The organism is Streptomyces sp. NPDC001880 (assembly GCF_053594575.1).
The window spans coordinates 1-17,790 of the sequence record NZ_JBSFET010000005.1 but is presented as its reverse complement, the minus strand read 5'-3'; the positions used below and the strand labels follow the sequence as shown (position 1 = coordinate 17,790).

The following is a 17,790-nucleotide window of genomic DNA, read 5'->3' as shown; positions in this document are numbered from 1 at the left end:
CGACTCCCCGAGGTCCAGCGGTACCCATGCCCCTCACTCTCGCCTCGCTCGTTCAGCGTTCCGCGCTCAAACTCACCGTGCGCGCGGGGGCGGGCCGGCTCGACGCGCCCGTGCGCTGGGCGCACGCCAGCGAGCTGACCGACCCCGTGCCATACATGGAGGGCGGCGAGTTCCTGCTCGTCACCGCCACCAACCTCGACGCCGAGAACCCCGAGGCGATGCGGCGGTACGTGCGGCGGCTGGCCGCGGCCGGAGTCGTCGGCCTGGGCTTCGCCGTCGGCGTCCACTACGACGAGGTGCCGAAGGCCCTGATCGACGCGGCCGAGGAAGCGGGGCTGCCGCTGCTCGAAGTGCCGCGCCGCACCCCGTTCATCGCCATCGCCAAGGCGGTGTCCTCCGCGATCGCCGAGGACCAGTACCGGGCCGTGACGGCCGGGTTCGAGGTCCAGCGGGAACTGACCAGGGCCGCGCTCTCGGGCGACGGCCCCGGCGAACTCCTCACCCGCCTCGCCGCCCACATCGACGGCTGGGCCGCGCTGTACGACGCGACCGGCCAGGTCGTCGCCGCGGCCCCCGAATGGGCCGCCCGCCGCGCCGCCCGGCTCACCCCCGACGTGGAACGGCTGCGGGACCGCCGGGCCCCCGCCAGCATCGTGGCCGGCGACACCGACGACCGGGTCGAGCTCCAGTCCCTGGGCACCGGCCGCCGGGTCAGGGGGGCGCTGGCCGTCGGCACCGGCGCGGCACTCGGCACCGCCGAGCGGTACGCCGTGCACTCCGCCGTCGCCCTGCTCACCCTGACCACCGCGCGCTCCCGGTCCCTCCAGGGCGCCGAGCAGCGCCTCGGCGCGGCGGTGCTGCGCATGCTGCTCGCCGGCCAGCCGGACCACGCCAGGGCCGTCGCCGGGGACCTGTACGGAGGGCTGCTCGACGCCCCGTTCCGGCTGCTCATCGCGGAGGCGTCCGACCCCGCCACCCCCGTGCCGCTCGGCGAGGCGATGGAGGCGGCGGCCCTGCGGACCGGCGAGACCCTGCTGACCGTCCCCGAGGGCGACCGGCTCGTCGTCCTCGCCGCGGACGGCGGGGCGGCGGTCGCGGCCTGCGCGGCGTACGCGGTGGCCCAGGAGGCGCGGACACCCGCCGAAGGGGCGAAGGCGGAGGAGGGCCAAGTGGTCGTGGGCCTCTCCGCGCCGGCGGGCCCGATCGCCGTCTCCGCCGCGTACAAGCAGGCCGAACAGGCCCTGTCGGTGGCCCGCCGCCGGGGCAGGGCGCTGGTCGAGCACGAGGAGCTGGCGGCCGGCTCGGTGCTCCCGCTGCTCGCGGACGACGCCGTACGGGCCTTCGCCGACGGGATGCTCCGCGCCCTGCACGAGCACGATGCCAAGGGCCGTGGCGACCTCGTGGCCTCGCTGCGGGCCTGGCTCGCCCACCACGGCCAGTGGGACGCCGCCGCGGCGGACCTGGGGGTGCACCGCCACACGCTGCGTTACCGGATGCGCCGGGTGGAGGAGATCCTGGGCCGCTCGCTGGACGATCCGGACGTCCGGATGGAGCTGTGGCTGGCGCTGAAGGCGACGAGCAGCCCGCCGGAGACGTAGCCGCTCAGCCGGAGCCGGGTGTTCCGTCCGCATCCGACAAAGCGGCGCGTCCCTGGCGCGCACTGCTCCACCCCGGACAAACGCCAGGACGGCCGAGCGGCCCTACGGTGGGGGCAAGACACTCCACCGCTCCGAAGGGCCGGAACCTCCATGACTTCCACCCACGCCTTCTGGCTCGCCGGCCGCCCGGCCACCGGCGAGGACAGCTTCGACGTCACCAACCCCTGGGACGGCCGTCTCGTCGGCACCGTCAGTGTGCCGACCGACGCCCAGATCGAGGAGGCCGTCGCGGCCGCGCACGCCGTGCGCGAGGAGTTCGCCGCGACCCCGGCGCACGTCCGGGCCGCCGCACTCGACCACGTCGTACGGCGTCTGGTGGAGCGCACCGAGGAGATCGCCCAGCTGATCTCCGCCGAGAACGGCAAGCCCATCAAGTGGGCCCGTGGCGAGGTCGGCCGCGCCGTCTCGGTGTTCCGGTTCGCCGCGGAGGAGGCCCGCCGCTTCAACGGCGGCGACGCCCAGCGCCTGGACACCGACGCCGGCGGCACCGGCCGGCTCGGCCTGACCCGCCGCTTCCCGCGCGGCGCGGTCCTCGGCATCGCCCCGTTCAACTTCCCGCTGAACCTGAGCGCCCACAAGGTGGCCCCGGCCATCGCCGTCGGTGCCCCGATCATCCTGAAGCCCGCCCCGGCCACCCCGATCTCCTCGCTGATCCTGGGCGAGCTGCTGGCCGAGACCGACCTGCCGGCCGGTTCCTGGTCCGTGCTGACGGTCCCCAACGACCGGATGCCCGCCCTGGTCCAGGACGAGCGCCTGCCCGTGATCTCCTTCACCGGTTCCGGCCCCGTCGGCTACTCGATCATGGAGTCGGTGCCGCGCAAGCACTGCACCCTGGAGCTCGGCGGCAACGGCGCCGCGGTCGTCCTCGGCGACTACGCCTCGGACGAGGACCTGGACTGGGCCGCGACCCGTATCGCGACCTTCTCCAACTACCAGGGCGGCCAGTCCTGCATCTCCGTGCAGCGCGTCATCGCGGACGCCTCGGTCTACGACCGGCTCGTCCCGAAGATCGTCGCCGCCGTCGAGGCCCAGGTCACCGGCGACCCGTCGGATGCCACCACCGATGTCGGCCCGCTGGTCAACGAGGACGCCGCCAAGCGCGTCGAGTCCTGGGTCGACGAGGCCGTGCAGGCCGGCGCCCAGCTGCTCACCGGCGGCAAGCGGGACGGTGCCACCTACGCCCCGACCGTGCTCGCCGAACTCCCGGACAACGTCACCCTCTCCTGCGAGGAGGTCTTCGGACCGGTGCTGTCCGTGCAGAAGGTGGACGGCGAGGCCGAGGCGTTCGCGGCCGTCAACTCCTCCAAGTACGGCCTGCAGGCAGGTGTGTTCACCCACGACCTGCAGACGGCCTTCCGCGCCCACCGCGCCCTTGAGGTCGGCGGCGTGATCATCGGTGACGTCCCCTCCTACCGCGCGGACCAGATGCCGTACGGCGGCGCCAAGCAGTCCGGCGTCGGCCGCGAGGGCGTCCGCTACGCCATGGACGACTACACCTACGAGCGCGTGCTGGTCCTCACCGGCCTCGCCCTGTAGTCCGCGAACAGGATCGAACCGATCCACCGACGTCGCCTGTGTTCCGCCTGGACAGCACGACAGCAGGTGACAACGAGACGGCCGGAGCCCACTGTGCGGGGGCTCCGGCCGTCTCGGCGTTCCCGTCGCTTCCGCCACCGCAGGCGGGTCAGTGGAGTGGATCCCGACCCGATCGGCGTCGGGGGGATGGTGGGCATGTCGGGAATCGGGTACATACGGACGAGTAGAGCCGGTTGGTACCGGTGGGTGCTTGCCCACGCGGACCGGCCGCGTCCACCCACTCAGAACGCGGCGAGGTGAGCTCCTCATGTCCGCACCATCCGCACCGAAGAACACGCCCAGGGTCACCGAGCGTGAAGCGCGCCAAGTGGCCGAGGCCGCACGCGAACAGGACTGGCACAAGCCGAGCTTCGCCAAGGAACTCTTCCTCGGGCGCTTCCGGCTCGACCTGATCCATCCCCATCCGCTTCCGCCCGCGGACGACGTGCGGCGCGGCGAGGCCTTCCTCGCCCGGCTGCGCCGGTTCTGCGAGACGAGAATCGACGGCGCCCTGATCGAGCGCGAGGCGAGAATCCCCGACGAGGTGATCCGCGGTCTCAAGGAACTCGGCGCGCTCGGGATGAAGATCGACCCCAAGTACGGCGGCCTCGGACTGACCCAGGTCTACTACAACAAGGCCCTCGCCCTGGTCGGCTCCGTGAGCCCGGCCATCGGCGCGCTGCTCTCCGCCCACCAGTCCATCGGTGTGCCGCAGCCGCTGAAACTCTTCGGCAGCCAGGAGCAGAAGGAAACCTTCCTGCCCCGGCTGGCCCGCACCGACATCTCGGCGTTCCTCCTCACCGAACCGGATGTCGGCTCCGACCCGGCCCGGCTCGCCACCTCGGCCGTCCCGGACGGGCCCGACTACGTTCTCGACGGGGTGAAGCTCTGGACGACCAACGGCGTCGTCGCCGATCTGCTCGTCGTGATGGCCCGGGTACCGAAGTCCGAAGGCCACAAGGGCGGTATCACGGCCTTCGTCGTCGAGGCGGACTCCCCGGGCATCACCGTCGAGAACCGCAACGCCTTCATGGGGCTGCGCGGCCTGGAGAACGGTGTCACCCGCTTCCACCGGGTCCGGGTCCCGGCCGCGAACCGCATCGGCCCCGAGGGCGCCGGGCTCAAGATCGCCCTCACCACGCTCAACACGGGACGGCTCTCGCTGCCCGCCATGTGCGTCGGCGCCGGGAAGTGGTGCCTGAAGATCGCCCGTGAATGGTCCGCGGTACGTGAGCAGTGGGGCAGGCCGGTCGCCCGGCACGAGGCCGTCGGCACCAAGATCTCCTTCATCGCCGCGACCACCTTCGCACTCGAAGCGGTGGTCGACCTCTCTTCGCAGATGGCGGACGAGAACCGCAACGACATCCGCATCGAGGCCGCCCTCGCCAAGCTGTACGGCTCCGAGATGGGCTGCCTGATGGCCGACGAACTCGTCCAGATCCGGGGCGGACGCGGCTTCGAGACCGCCGATTCCCTCGCCGCCCGCGGCGAGCGGGCCGTCCCCGCCGAACAGTTGCTGCGCGATCTGCGGATCAACCGGATCTTCGAGGGCTCGACCGAGATCATGCATCTGCTGATCGCCCGCGAGGCCGTGGACGCCCATCTGAAGGTCGCCGGGGACATCATCGACCCCGACAAACCCCTCTCCGCCAAGGCGAAGGCTGGCGCGAACGCGGCCGGCTTCTACGCCCGCTGGCTGCCCAGACTCGTCGCGGGACCCGGACAACTCCCGCGTACGTACGCTGAGTTCAACCCGTCCGGCCACCCCGACCTGTCCGCCCATCTGCGCTATGTCGAGCGCGCCTCACGGAAGCTCGCACGCTCCACCTTCTATGCCATGTCGCGCTGGCAGGGACGGATGGAGACCAAGCAGGGCTTCCTCGGACGGATCGTCGACATCGGCGCGGAACTCTTCGCGATGAGCGCGGCCTGCGTACGCGCCGAACTGCTGCGCTCCTCGGGCGACCACGGACGCGAGGCCTACCGGCTCGCCGACGTGTTCTGCCACCAGTCCCGCGTCCGGGTCGAGGAACTCTTCACCCGCCTGTGGTCCAACACCGACGACCTGGACCGGCGCCTGGTCGACGGCGTCCTGTCCGGTGCGTACACCTGGCTGGAGGAGGGCGTCATCGACCCGAGCGGCGAAGGACCGTGGATCGCCGACGCCACCCCGGGGCCGTCCGCCCGGGAGAACGTCCACCGGACCGTCCGCTGAACCACCGGCCGGGCCGGGCGCGTCCACTCACCGGACGCGCCCCGCCCGTTCGCGCGCGGTACAACCCCGTACGCGGGGACGCACTGTCCACGTCCACAGGCGATGCGGCAACAATGGGGGTCATGAGCGACAGCCCTGCCCCCCTCGCCGACCCGCACCTCGTCTTCGACGCAGCGGAAGGCCGCCGGGATCTCGTCATCCTCGGCTCAACCGGTTCCGTCGGCACTCAGGCCATCGACCTGGTGCTGCGCAACCCCGACCGCTTCCGCGTCACCGCGCTCTCCGCCGCCGGCGGACGGGTCGCCCTCCTCGCCGAGCAGGCGCGGCAGCTGCGGGTGCGCACCGTGGCCGTCGCCGCCCCGGACGCCGTACCCGCCCTGCGCGAAGCGCTGCGCGAGCAGTACGGGGCGGGCGAGCCGCTCCCCGAGATCCTGGCAGGGCCCGATGCCGCCGCACAGCTGGCGGCGAGCGACTGCCACACCGTGCTCAACGGGATCACCGGCTCGATCGGACTCGCCCCCACACTCGCCGCGCTGGAGGCGGGCCGCACACTCGCCCTGGCCAACAAGGAGTCGCTGATCGTCGGCGGCCCGCTGGTGAAGGCGCTGGCGAAGCCCGGCCAGATCATCCCGGTCGACTCCGAACACGCCGCGCTCTTCCAGGCGCTGGGCGCCGGCACCCGCGCCGACGTACGCAAGCTCGTCGTCACCGCCTCCGGCGGCCCCTTCCGGGGACGGACGAGGAGCGAGCTGGCGGACGTCACACGCGAGCAGGCCCTCGCCCACCCGACCTGGGCCATGGGACCGGTCATCACGATCAACTCCGCCACCCTGGTCAACAAGGGACTGGAGGTCATCGAGGCCCATCTCCTCTACGACATCCCGTTCGACCGGATCGAGGTCGTCGTCCACCCCCAGTCCTACGTTCACTCCATGGTGGAGTTCACCGACGGCTCCACCCTTGCCCAGGCCACGCCCCCGGACATGAGGGGCCCGATCGCCATCGGCATCGGCTGGCCCGCCCGCATCCCGGACGCCGCCCCGGCCTTCGACTGGTCGAAGGCGTCCAGCTGGGAGTTCTTCCCCCTCGACAACGAGGCCTTCCCGTCCGTGGGACTGGCCAGGCACGTCGGCACGCTCGGTGCCACCGCACCGGCCGTCTTCAACGCCGCCAACGAGGAATGCGTCGACGCATTCCTCGCCGGACGGCTGCCGTTCAACGGAATCATGGATACGGTCACCGCGGTGGTGACCGAACACGGCACCCCCGCCACGGGAACTTCGCTCACGGTCGCAGACGTCCTGGAAGCGGAGACCTGGGCACGCGCCCGGGCCCGTGAACTCTCGGCGAAAGCGACAGCGGAGGCGCGCGCATGAGTATTTCGACGGTCCTGTTGACGATTCTGGGCATCGTCGTCTTCGCCATCGGTCTGCTGTTCTCGATCGCCTGGCACGAGCTCGGGCACCTGTCGACCGCCAAGCTCTTCGGTATCCGCGTCCCCCAGTACATGGTCGGATTCGGACCGACGATCTGGTCCCGGAAGAAGGGCGACACCGAGTACGGGATCAAGGCCATTCCGGCCGGCGGCTACATCCGCATGATCGGCATGTTCCCGCCGGGCGAGGACGGACGCCTGGAGGCGCGGTCCACCTCCCCCTGGCGCGGCATGATCGAGGACGCCAGGTCCGCCGCCTTCGAAGAGCTCGAACCGGGTGACGAGAAGCGCCTCTTCTACACGCGCAAGCCCTGGAAGCGCATCATCGTGATGTTCGCCGGACCGTTCATGAACCTGGTCCTCGCCGTCGCGATCTTCATCGGTGTGGCGATGACCTTCGGCTTCCAGACCCAGACCACCGAGGTGGCGGGCGTCCAGCAGTGCGTGATCGAGCAGAGCACCAACCGCGACACCTGCAAGAAGTCCGACCCGGTCTCGCCCGCCAAGGAGGCGGGGCTCCAGAAGGGCGACAAGATCGTCGCCTTCGACGGGCAGAAGGTCGACGACTGGGCCACGCTCTCCGCGAAGATCCGCGACACCATCGGCCCCGCCACCATCACGGTCGAGCGCGACGGCCAGGAGAAGACCCTCCACGCCGTGCTCCAGAAGAACTCGGTGGCCAAGAAGGACTCCAAGGGCGAGGTGATCCCCGGCGAGTTCGTGGACGCCGGCTACCTCGGCTTCGCCGCCCAGACCGAGATCGTCCCGCTCTCGTTCGGCGAGTCGGTCGTCCGCATGGGAGACATGGTCGAGAGCGGCGTCGACTCGATGATCGCCCTGCCGTCCAAGATCCCGGGCCTGTGGGACGCCGCCTTCGGCGACGGCGAGCGGGCGGCGGACTCCCCGGTCGGCGTGGTCGGCGCGGCCAGGATCGGCGGCGAGGTGATGACGCTCGACGTCCCGGCGACGAACCAGATCGCGATGATGCTGTTCCTGCTGGCGGGCTTCAACCTCTCGCTGTTCCTCTTCAACATGCTGCCCCTGCTGCCGCTCGACGGCGGGCACATCGCCGGAGCGCTCTGGGAGGCCCTGCGCCGCAATGTGGCACGGGTCTTCCGGCGCCCCGACCCGGGCCCCGTCGACGTGGCCAAGCTGATGCCGGTCGCCTATGTCGTCGCCGGTGTCTTCATCTGCTTCACACTGCTGGTGCTGGTCGCCGACATCGTGAATCCGGTCAGGATCTCCTGACTCACCGGCCCTCCGTGCACCATGGGTGACGGCCCGGCACACAGTGTGTGCCGGGCCGTCGCTTTTCTGCGGCGCTCCCGCACACGGTGTGCGCCGGGACGCCGCCGGTGCCGTAACCTCGAAGGCCGGAGCCCGCCGATCTCGGGACCTTGATCCACACCTTGGGGATGCTCAGCGCATGACTGCGATTTCTCTCGGAATTCCGTCCGTTCCGACCAAGCTCGCCGACCGGAGGGTCAGCCGCAAGATCCAGGTCGGGTCGGTTGCGGTGGGCGGGGATGCGCCGGTGTCGGTGCAGTCGATGACGACGACGCGTACGTCGGACGTGGGTGCGACGTTGCAGCAGATCGCGGAGCTGACGGCGTCCGGCTGTCAGATCGTGCGGGTGGCGTGCCCGACGCAGGACGACGCGGACGCGTTGGCGGTGATCGCGAAGAAGTCGCAGATCCCGGTGATCGCGGATATTCATTTCCAGCCGAAGTACGTGTTCGCGGCGATCGACGCGGGCTGTGCGGCGGTGCGGGTGAATCCGGGGAACATCAAGCAGTTCGACGACAAGGTGAAGGAGATCGCGCGGGCGGCGAACGACGCGGGTACGCCGATCCGGATCGGTGTGAACGCGGGTTCGCTGGATGCGCGGTTGCTGGCGAAGTACGGGAAGGCGACCCCCGAGGCGTTGGTGGAGTCGGCGTTGTGGGAGGCGTCGCTCTTCGAGGAGCACGGTTTCCGGGACATCAAGATCTCGGTGAAGCACAACGATCCGGTGGTGATGGTGAATGCGTACCGTCAGCTGGCGGCTCGTTGTGACTATCCGTTGCATCTGGGGGTGACGGAGGCGGGCCCGGCGTTCCAGGGGACGATCAAGTCGGCGGTGGCGTTCGGTGCGTTGCTGTCGGAGGGGATCGGGGACACGATCCGGGTGTCGTTGTCGGCGCCGCCGGCCGAGGAGGTCAAGGTCGGTATCCAGATCCTGGAGTCGCTGAATCTGCGTCAGCGGCGGCTGGAGATCGTGTCGTGTCCGTCGTGCGGGCGGGCGCAGGTGGATGTGTACAAGCTGGCGGACCAGGTGACCGCGGGGCTTGAGGGCATGGAGGTTCCGCTGCGGGTGGCCGTGATGGGCTGTGTCGTCAACGGTCCGGGTGAGGCCCGTGAGGCGGACCTGGGTGTTGCGTCCGGCAACGGCAAGGGGCAGATCTTCGTGAAGGGCGAGGTCATCAAGACCGTTCCCGAGTCGAAGATCGTCGAGACGCTGATCGAAGAGGCCATGAAGATCGCCGAGCAGATGGAGAAGGACGGCATCGCCTCGGGCGAGCCCGAGGTGTCCGTCAGCTGAACCCATGACCCGCACCACAGCGCCCCGCCGGACGGACACCGACCGGCGGGGCGCTCCCGTGAGCGACCTCACGGAGCACCGCGGACCCTGTTCGCAGGCGCGTTCGGCACGGATCAGTCGCTTCGGTTAAAGTGCGGAAATCAGCAGACCGTATGGTGAGGCCCCCCTCGTGTTGACGCAGACCACCACCCGGGTGCTCGAACCCGGCGACCTCGGTGCCGCTCTCGCCGTCCTGGAGAGCGAGCCCGTCGCCAACGCCTTCGTGACATCCCGGGTCCAGATCGCGGGTCTCGACCCCTGGCGCCTCGGCGGCGAGATGTGGGGCTGGTACACCGACGGACGGCTCCGCTCGCTCTGCTACTCGGGCGCCAACCTCGTCCCCATCTGCGCCACCCCCGAGGCCGTGCGGGCCTTCGCCGACCGGGCCCGCCGGGCCGGCCGCCGCTGCTCCTCGATCGTCGGCCCCGCCGAGCCCACCGCCCAGCTGTGGCGGCTCCTCGAACCGGGCTGGGGCCCCGCCCGCGAAGTCCGGGCCAACCAGCCGCTGATGGTCGCCGAGCGCCCGTCCGCCGACATCGCCCCCGACCCACTGGTCCGCCGGATCGGCAAGGACGAGATGGACGTCCTGATGCCGGCCTGCGTGGCGATGTTCACCGAGGAGGTCGGCATCTCCCCGCTCGCGGGCGACGGCGGACTCCTCTACCAGGCACGCGTCGCCGAGCTCATCGGAGCCGGCCGCTCCTTCGCCCGGATCGAGGACGGCAAGGTCGTCTTCAAGGCCGAGATCGGCGCCGCGACCCCGCAGGCCTGCCAGATCCAGGGCGTCTGGGTCGCCCCCGAACACCGCGGCCGTGGGCTCTCCGAATCCGGCATGGCGGCGGTCCTGCGCTACGCACTGGCCGATGTCGCCCCCGTCGTCAGCCTCTACGTGAACGACTACAACACTCCCGCGCGCCGGGCCTATGCCCGGGTCGGTTTCCGGGAGACCGGCGCGTTCATGAGCGTGCTGTTCTGACCCTCCGGGCACCGGCGCCACCGCCCCGTACCCCGTACCCCGCCCCGGCCAGTAGGGTCGGCGCATGGCAGCAGACTCCGGGGGCGGCCCCCGCACTCCCAGCGTCCGGATCGGGCCCATCGATCTCGCCGCGCGCGTGGACGAGGCGCTCGCCGTGCAGGCCGTCGCCTTCGGCCTGGGCCCCGAAGAGATCGAGGTACGGCGCCACATCGTCCTCAGACACCTCGACCACCCGCACGCCCGCGCCTTCGGTGCCACCACCGCCGACGAGCGGCTCGTCGGCTTCGTCTACGGCATGCCGAACGAACGCGGCCAGTGGTGGTCCACCGTCGTCGAGCCCTACCTCCGCGCCACCGGCTGCGCGCACTGGCTCGACGACTCCTTCGTCATCACCGAGCTGCACGTCCTGCCGCGATTCCAGAACCGGGGCATCGGGCGCGCCCTGATCACCACCATCACCGACGCCGTGGACCAGCCCCGGTCCATCCTCTCCGCCATCGACACCGAGAGTCCGGCACGTGGCCTGTACCGCAGTCTCGGCTACCAGGACCTGGCACGTCAGGTGCTTTTCCCCAGTGCTCCCAAGCCGTACGCCGTGATGGGAGCGCCGCTCCCGCTGCGTCGCAAGGGCTGAGACCGTGGGCAATGGATTTCCGCCCACCCGGGCCACCCGGCTAACCTCCTGCACATCAACCTTTCCGAGCAGGAGTTCACCATGGCCCAGGTCCAGCGCATGTCCCGATTGATGATCAAGACACTGCGCGACGACCCGGCCGACGCCGAGACGCTCAACCACAAGCTGCTCGTCCGGGCCGGTTACGTTCGTCGCACCGCGGCCGGAATCTGGACCTGGCTGCCACTCGGCAAGAAGGTCCTGGAGAACATCACCCGCGTCGTCCGCGAGGAGATGGACGCCATCGGCGGCCAGGAGGTGCTGCTCCCCGCACTGCTGCCCAAGGAGCCGTACGAGGCGAGCGGGCGGTACGACGAGTACGGCGACCTGCTGTTCCGGCTGAAGGACCGCAAGGGCGCCGACTACCTCCTCGGCCCCACCCACGAGGAGATCTTCACCCAGGTCGTCAAGGACATGTGCTCGTCCTACAAGGACCTGCCCGTGATCCTGTACCAGATCCAGACCAAGTACCGCGACGAGGCCCGCCCCCGGGCCGGCGTGCTGCGCGGCCGCGAGTTCCAGATGAAGGACTCGTACTCCTTCGACACCACCGACGAGGGTCTCGCCGAGGCGTACCGGCTCCACCGCGCCGCCTACATCCGGATCTTCGAGCGGCTCGGCCTCGACCACCGCATCGTCTCCGCCGTCTCCGGCGCCATGGGCGGCTCGGCGTCCGAGGAATTCCTCGCGCCCGCCCCGGCCGGTGAGGACACCTTCGTCGACTGCCCCGCCTGCGACTACGCCGCCAACACCGAGGCCGTGACCTTCAAGGCCACCCCCGCGGACGGCTCGGCGCACGGCCCCGTCGAGGAGCTGGACACCCCCGACACCCCGACCATCGAGACGCTCGCCGCGCACCTCGGCGTCCCGGCCTCCGCCACCTTGAAGAACCTGCTGGTCAAGGTCGACGGCGAGATCGTGGCCGTGGGCGTGCCGGGCGACCGCGAGGTCGACCTGGGCAAGCTCGGCGAGCACCTCGCCCCCGCCGTCGTCGAGCTGGTCACCGCCGAGGACTTCGAGGGCCGTCCCGACCTGGTACGCGGCTACGTCGGCCCGCAGGGCCTGGAGAAGGTCCGCTACATCGCCGACCCGCGCGTCGCCCCCGGCACCGCCTGGATCACCGGCGCCAACCAGGAGGGCAAGCACGCGAAGAACGTCGTCGCGGGCCGCGACTTCGAGGTCGCCGACTACCTCGACGTCGTCGTCGTCGAGCCGGGCGACCCCTGCCCCCAGTGCGGCACCGGCCTCCAGGTGGACCGCGCCATCGAGATCGGCCACATCTTCCAGCTCGGCCGCAAGTACGCCGACATCTTCTCCCTCGACGTCCTCGGCCAGCAGGGCAAGCCGGTCCGCGTCACGATGGGCTCGTACGGCATCGGCGTCTCCCGTGCGGTGGCCGCCCTCGCCGAGCAGACCGCCGACGACAAGGGCCTGTGCTGGCCCCGCGAGATCGCCCCGGCCGACGTGCACGTCGTCGCGGCGGGCAAGGCGCTCCAGACCGAGCTGGCGCTCGACGTCTCCGAGAAGCTGAACGCCGCCGGCCTGCGGGTCCTGGTCGACGACCGCCCGGGAGTCTCGCCCGGCGTGAAGTTCACCGACTCCGAGCTCATCGGCGTCCCGAAGATCCTGGTCGCAGGCCGCCGCTCGGCCGAGGGTGTCCTGGAGCTGAAGGACCGCCGCACCGGCGAGCGCGAGGAGCTCACCGTCGACGAGGCGATCGCCCGCCTCACCGCCTGACACCGCAGAAAGCCGCAGGCCCTCGCGCACCGCGCGGGGGCCTGCGGCTTCCGGTCCTCAGAGCCAGCTCGCGAACTCCAGCGTCAGCTCGCCCTCCTGGCGGCGGCCTGCTGTCAGTGCCCGGGTCCCCGACTCCACCGCACGGAACAGCGTCCAGCCGTGCAGCCGCTCCCGGTCCACGTCCAGCGAATCGGCGAGCTTCTTGATCCGCCGCCGGGCCGTCACCGGGCCTCCGGGCGAGGCGATCAGGTCCTCGACGCGGTCGCGCACCAGGCGCGCCAGGTCGTAGGCGCGCTCACCGACCAGCGGCTCGGGACCGACCGTCAGCCACGGCACCCGCTCACCGGCCAGCACCTTGCTCTGGCGGAAATTGCCGTGCAGCAGCAGGAGTTCGGGGGAGTGGGCGATCAGCTCCTCGCGCGCCGCGAGCGCCGCGGCGACCAGCGGCTCCAGCCCCGGGGCGGCCGCCGCGCAGGCACGCATCGGCTCGATGCGGCGCCCGGTCCGCTCGGCGACCGTCTCGAAACCGTGCCCGGGCGGTGGCTCGACCCACAGCCGGCGCACCGTCCCCGCCGCTTCGAGCAGCGCCTTCGCCTCCGGCAGCGAGCGCAGCGACACCTCGGGGTGCAGCCGCTCCAGCAGCAGCGCGCCGGGTCCGGAGGCGACGAGCCGCACCGCGCCCCAGCCGTTCCAGTGGGCCAGTGCCGCCCGCTCCAGCTCAGGCGCGGCCCCGGGCGGTGCGATCTTCAGCGCGGCCGGTGTGCCGTCGGCACACGTCACCAGCAGGACCAGACTGCTGCGGCCCCCCGGGGCGGCGACCCGCTCCACGGCCGGCCCGCCGGTGGCGGACAGCGCTTCCTCGGCCAGTGCGGGAAGCCGCGCCAGCCAGTCGGCGGCGGCCGCGTCCCCGTACGACTCGCCCAGCGCCCGCACCAGACGCTGCGGCGGTTCGAAACCCATACGTGCTTTGTTCCCTTTCAGAGCGTCTTCAGTGCGCCGCGCCGGACCCGTTCGTCGTATCGGACCCCCGCTGCGCACCGGACCCGGCGTTCGCGGCCGTCCCCGCCTTCGCGCCGGTGCCGTCGGCGGTCCGCTCGACGAGCCCGGGAAAGGCTACGCCGCTGCCCCGCCAGCGGACCGCGCGGACCGCGGCCTCCCGCAGCGCGTCGGCGGCCTCCCGCCTGAGCGGCCCCTCGGCGGCCCGGACGAGATCGGAGTACACGCCCGCGACCCGGTCCTCCAGCACGGCCGCCAGCCGCACCGCCGCGGCCGGGTCGGGCACCGCGAACGGCAGAGCGTACGCGGCCTGCGCCGCCACCGGCTCACCGCCCAGCCCGCGCACCGTCCGCACCAGCGCGTCGCGCCGGGCCCGGTGCGCGTGGTAGGCGGCCGTGGCCTCGGTCCGGCGGCCCTCGGCGACCCGGCCGCCGACCACTCCGTATCCGTACACCGCCGCGTGTTCGGCGGCCAGGGCCGCTTGGGCTGCCTTCTGTGTCCCGGCGCTCATGACGAGGTCTCCTTGGCCAGTTCGGTCAGCAGATGGGCGTGGGCCGCGCCCGCCGCCGCGATCGACGCCAGCAGCCGGGCCAGCTCCGGCGGGGCCTCCATGAGGGCCGCCAGGTGCGTGTCCGCGGCGCGGCGCTCCGCCGTGGCCAGTTCCCTGACTGCGGCCTTGGCACCGGTCGCGCGCGAGCGCGTGAAGGCGAGCGCCTGCGAGTCGTCGGGAGCCAACGCCTTCGCGTGGGCCCGTACGGCGTCCCGCAGCGGCGAGAGCCCGGCGGTGGTCGCCGGATGGGTCCTGATCACGTGCTCGTAGCCGCCGAGCAGTTCCAGGCTGGTCCGCGCGGCAGCGGCCCGGATCCGCTTCTCCGTCCGTGCCGCGGAGGCCTGTTCGGCCGCGGTCGCCGCCCCTGACCGGCCGGATTCCTTCTCGCTGCCGGGCCCGTCACCGCAGCCGGTCAGCACCGCCCCCAGGGCGATCGCTCCCGTCGCGGTGAACACACCTCTGCGCGTCGTCCCCGTGCGCCGCACCTGTTCTCCTTCGGGCCTGTACCTGACTTGACGGGATCTGTCCTGAAGTGATCACCGCAGGCGAGCGTACCCGCGGCCGGGGAGCCGGGGGACGGCAACACCCCTCGGGACCGGATACCCTTTGACCTGACACGCGACGATCCCACAACAGCACACGCGGCCGAGGAGTCACCCGGATGAGCACCACCCAGAGCGAGAGGCTGCGCGGGCTGCTCGAACCGCTCGTCAGCGCCGAACAGCTGGACCTCGAGGAGATCGAGGTGTCCCGGGCCGGCCGCCGCCGTGTGCTGCGCATCGTCGTGGACTCCGAAGAGGGCGTCGAGCTGGACGCCTGCGCCGAGCTGAGCCGCGCGATCTCCGAGAAGCTCGACGAGACCGACGCGATGGGCGACGGCGAGTACGTCCTCGAAGTCAGTTCCCCCGGTGCCGACCGTCCGCTGACGGAGCACCGCCACTACGTACGTGCCACGGGCCGCCTGGCCAAGTTCCACCTGCACGAGGGCGGCGAGCTGGTGGCCCGCATCCTCGCGGTGGACGAGGAGGGCCTCGACCTCGAAGTGCCGGGCGTCAAGGGCCGCAGGCCCACGTCCCGCCGGGTCGCCTTCGACGAGATCGCCAAGGCGCGCGTGGAGATCGAATTCAGCCGCAAGGACAAGAAGGAAGAGGAGGCGTAGCCGTGGACATCGATGTGAAGCTCTTGAAGGGCTTGGCACAGGACAAGGAGATCCCCTTCGACGTGCTCGTCGAGGCGATCGAGTCGGCCCTCCTCATCGCCTACCACCGTACCGACGGCAGCTACCGCCGCGCGCGAGTGAAGCTCGACGAGCGCGGCCATGTGACGGTGTGGGCGAAGGAGGACCCGGCCGACCTTGAGGAGGGCCAGGAGCCCAAGGAGTTCGACGACACCCCGTCCGGTTTCGGCCGGATCGCCGCGACCACCGCCAAGCAGGTCATCCTGCAGCGGCTGCGCGACGCCGAGGACGACAAGACCTTCGGCGAGTACGCGGGCCACGAGGGCGATGTCGTCACCGGCGTCGTCCAGCAGGGCAAGGACCCGAAGAACGTCCTGGTCGACATCGGCAAGCTGGAAGCGATCCTGCCGGTGCAGGAGCAGGTGCCGGGCGAGGAGTACACCCACGGCCTGCGGCTGCGCACGTACGTCGTACGGGTCGCCAAGGGTGTGCGCGGCCCGTCCGTGACGCTGTCGCGGACCCACCCCAACCTCGTGAAGAAGCTCTTCGCGCTGGAGGTGCCGGAGATCGCCGACGGTTCCGTCGAGATCTGCGCGATCGCCCGCGAGGCCGGTCACCGCACCAAGATCGCGGTCCGCTCGACCCGCTCCGGGCTGAACGCCAAGGGAGCCTGCATCGGCCCGATGGGCGGCCGGGTGCGCAATGTCATGGCCGAGCTGCACGGCGAGAAGATCGACATCGTGGACTGGTCGGACGATCCGGCCGAGATGGTCGCCAACGCGCTGTCACCCGCGCGGGTGAGCGAGGTCGAGGTCGTCGACCTCGGTGCCCGGTCCGCCCGGGTCACCGTGCCGGACTACCAGCTGTCGCTGGCGATCGGCAAGGAGGGGCAGAATGCCCGCCTCGCCGCCCGCCTCACCGGCTGGCGCATCGACATCCGCCCGGACACCGAGACCGACGCCGAGCGCGACGTGGCCGACCGGGAGCGGGCCGAGCGGGCCCGCGAGCGGTCCGAGCGCCGCTGACCGGTCCGCGGGAATACACCCGCGGGGAATACATCTCGGCGGCAGGCCGCTGAGATCACGACAACATCCGTTCGATTTTTGCCCCAAAGAGGTGAGGTCGGTGCGGGGAGGTAGACTTAACCGTGTCTGGCCGGACGCACGCCCGCGCTTGCCCTGAGCGAACCTGTGTGGGATGCCGGGAGCGGGCGGCCAAGAGCGAGCTGCTGCGCATCGTCGCGGACGGGGACGACTGCGTCCCCGATCCTCGCGGTACGCTGCCCGGCCGGGGTGCCTACGTACACCCCGCCTCCGTCTGTCTGGACCTGGCGGTTCGCCGCCGGGCCTTCCCCCGGGCCTTCAAGGCCAAGGGGCCGTTCGACCCCGCCGCAGTGCAGCGGTTCGTCGAACGGGTGACACCGTAAGAAATGAACGGCACGGGACCCCGTGCGGTCAGGTACCTCGCGAGTTGGAAGTAGGTCGAGATTGCGATGAGCACTCGATGAGTACGCGATGAGTACGCCCATGAAGTAGCGACGGTCCGGCGGTAACCCGGACCTAAAAGGAGCGAAGTGGCTAAGGTCCGGGTATACGAACTCGCCAAGGAGTTCGGCGTCGAGAGCAAGGTCGTCATGGCCAAGCTCCAAGAACTCGGTGAATTCGTCCGTTCGGCGTCCTCGACGATCGAGGCGCCGGTTGTACGCAAGTTGACTGACGCACTGCAGGGGCCCGGCGGCAACGCCGGCAAGTCCGCTGCAAAGCCTGGCGCGCCCCGCAAGGCGACGCCCGCAAAGCCCGCAGCGCCCTCCCCGGCCGCTGCGGCACGTCCCGCTGCCCCGAAGCCCGGCGCCCCGGCCCCCAAGCCGGCCCCCGCCGCCCCGGCGAGCAGCACCCCCGCAGCGCCTTCCGCGCCGACTCCCGGCCCGCGTCCGGGCCCGAAGCCCGCGCCCAAGCCCGCTCCGGTGACCCCGGTGCCCGCCGCCGAGTTCTCGGCTCCGGCTCCGGCCCAGCCCGCTGCCCCGCAGCAGGCCCCGCGACCCACGGGTGCCACGCCCGGGCCTCGACCTGCCGGTGGCCACGCCCGTCCGGCCCCGGCCGGCGGGCGACCGGTGGGAGGAGCACGCCAACCCGGACGCGTCGGTGCCCACCGGGGTGGTGCGCAGCTGGTCGCGGCGGC

Annotated in this window: 16 protein-coding genes; 13 read left to right on the top strand and 3 right to left on the bottom strand. The window is 71.4% G+C overall.

What is annotated here, in order from left to right:
• Window positions 1-26: 26 nt before the first annotated feature.
• The 9 genes from ACWCQ6_RS04565 to ACWCQ6_RS04525 all read left to right on the top strand — a co-directional run bounded on the left by ACWCQ6_RS04565 (window position 27) and on the right by ACWCQ6_RS04525 (window position 12,889).
• Window positions 27-1,598, top strand: coding sequence for a PucR family transcriptional regulator (locus tag ACWCQ6_RS04565; protein ID WP_451085379.1), 1,572 nt, complete (start codon window positions 27-29; stop codon window positions 1,596-1,598).
• 150 nt (window positions 1,599-1,748) lie between these two features.
• Window positions 1,749-3,194, top strand: coding sequence for an aldehyde dehydrogenase family protein (locus tag ACWCQ6_RS04560; RefSeq protein WP_451085377.1), 1,446 nt, complete (start codon window positions 1,749-1,751; stop codon window positions 3,192-3,194).
• Between the two features lie 307 nt (window positions 3,195-3,501).
• Window positions 3,502-5,448 carry an acyl-CoA dehydrogenase family protein gene (locus ACWCQ6_RS04555; RefSeq protein WP_451085375.1) on the top strand — a complete coding sequence of 649 codons (1,947 nt, stop codon included), beginning with the start codon at window positions 3,502-3,504 and terminating at the stop codon, window positions 5,446-5,448.
• A gap of 122 nt (window positions 5,449-5,570) precedes the next feature.
• A complete protein-coding gene (gene dxr, locus ACWCQ6_RS04550; RefSeq protein WP_451085373.1) occupies window positions 5,571-6,824 on the top strand; it encodes a 1-deoxy-D-xylulose-5-phosphate reductoisomerase in 1,254 nt (417 codons plus the stop codon).
• Window positions 6,821-8,131 carry a M50 family metallopeptidase gene (locus tag ACWCQ6_RS04545; protein WP_451085371.1) on the top strand — a complete coding sequence of 437 codons (1,311 nt, stop codon included), beginning with the start codon at window positions 6,821-6,823 and terminating at the stop codon, window positions 8,129-8,131. The genes dxr and ACWCQ6_RS04545 overlap by 4 nt, the downstream gene beginning before the upstream one ends.
• A 178-nt stretch (window positions 8,132-8,309) precedes the next feature.
• Window positions 8,310-9,464 carry a flavodoxin-dependent (E)-4-hydroxy-3-methylbut-2-enyl-diphosphate synthase gene (gene ispG, locus ACWCQ6_RS04540; RefSeq protein WP_451085369.1) on the top strand — a complete coding sequence of 385 codons (1,155 nt, stop codon included), beginning with the start codon at window positions 8,310-8,312 and terminating at the stop codon, window positions 9,462-9,464.
• A 169-nt stretch (window positions 9,465-9,633) separates the two neighbouring features.
• On the top strand, window positions 9,634-10,479 hold the full coding sequence (locus ACWCQ6_RS04535; protein WP_451085367.1) for a GNAT family N-acetyltransferase: 846 nt from the start codon (window positions 9,634-9,636) through the stop codon (window positions 10,477-10,479).
• 64 nt (window positions 10,480-10,543) lie between these two features.
• Window positions 10,544-11,113 carry a GNAT family N-acetyltransferase gene (locus ACWCQ6_RS04530; RefSeq protein WP_451085365.1) on the top strand — a complete coding sequence of 190 codons (570 nt, stop codon included), beginning with the start codon at window positions 10,544-10,546 and terminating at the stop codon, window positions 11,111-11,113.
• A gap of 81 nt (window positions 11,114-11,194) precedes the next feature.
• The gene (locus tag ACWCQ6_RS04525; RefSeq protein WP_451085363.1) at window positions 11,195-12,889 is read left to right on the top strand and encodes a proline--tRNA ligase; all 1,695 of its coding nucleotides are present in this window, start codon (window positions 11,195-11,197) and stop codon (window positions 12,887-12,889) included.
• Between the two features lie 57 nt (window positions 12,890-12,946).
• Here the strand turns inward: ACWCQ6_RS04525 and ACWCQ6_RS04520 are convergent, their stop codons facing one another.
• Genes ACWCQ6_RS04520 through ACWCQ6_RS04510 form a run of 3 tightly spaced genes read right to left on the bottom strand, consistent with a single transcriptional unit; the run spans window position 12,947 to window position 14,920 of the window.
• On the bottom strand, window positions 12,947-13,849 hold the full coding sequence (locus tag ACWCQ6_RS04520) for an aminoglycoside phosphotransferase family protein (RefSeq protein ID WP_451085361.1): 903 nt from the start codon (window positions 13,847-13,849) through the stop codon (window positions 12,947-12,949).
• 28 nt (window positions 13,850-13,877) lie between these two features.
• Entirely contained in the window at window positions 13,878-14,396 is a 519-nt protein-coding gene (locus tag ACWCQ6_RS04515; RefSeq protein ID WP_451085359.1) for a ferritin-like domain-containing protein, read from the bottom strand.
• Window positions 14,393-14,920 carry a hypothetical protein gene (locus ACWCQ6_RS04510; RefSeq protein WP_451085357.1) on the bottom strand — a complete coding sequence of 176 codons (528 nt, stop codon included), beginning with the start codon at window positions 14,918-14,920 and terminating at the stop codon, window positions 14,393-14,395. The genes ACWCQ6_RS04515 and ACWCQ6_RS04510 overlap by 4 nt, the downstream gene beginning before the upstream one ends.
• Window positions 14,921-15,096: 176 nt before the next feature.
• Between ACWCQ6_RS04510 and rimP the strand changes: the two genes are divergently transcribed.
• The 4 genes from rimP to ACWCQ6_RS04490 form a co-directional block, all read left to right on the top strand.
• Window positions 15,097-15,594: a ribosome maturation factor RimP gene (gene rimP, locus ACWCQ6_RS04505; protein ID WP_329813712.1), complete on the top strand. Its 498-nt coding sequence runs from the start codon at window positions 15,097-15,099 to the stop codon at window positions 15,592-15,594.
• Between the two features lie 2 nt (window positions 15,595-15,596).
• Complete coding sequence (gene nusA, locus ACWCQ6_RS04500; RefSeq protein WP_266729381.1) at window positions 15,597-16,637, top strand: transcription termination factor NusA; 1,041 nt, start codon at window positions 15,597-15,599, stop codon at window positions 16,635-16,637.
• A gap of 122 nt (window positions 16,638-16,759) precedes the next feature.
• The gene (locus tag ACWCQ6_RS04495; RefSeq protein WP_403781980.1) at window positions 16,760-17,038 is read left to right on the top strand and encodes a YlxR family protein; all 279 of its coding nucleotides are present in this window, start codon (window positions 16,760-16,762) and stop codon (window positions 17,036-17,038) included.
• A gap of 147 nt (window positions 17,039-17,185) precedes the next feature.
• The coding region (locus ACWCQ6_RS04490; RefSeq protein WP_451085354.1) for a translation initiation factor IF-2 N-terminal domain-containing protein at window positions 17,186-17,790 on the top strand (605 nt) is incomplete at its 3' end.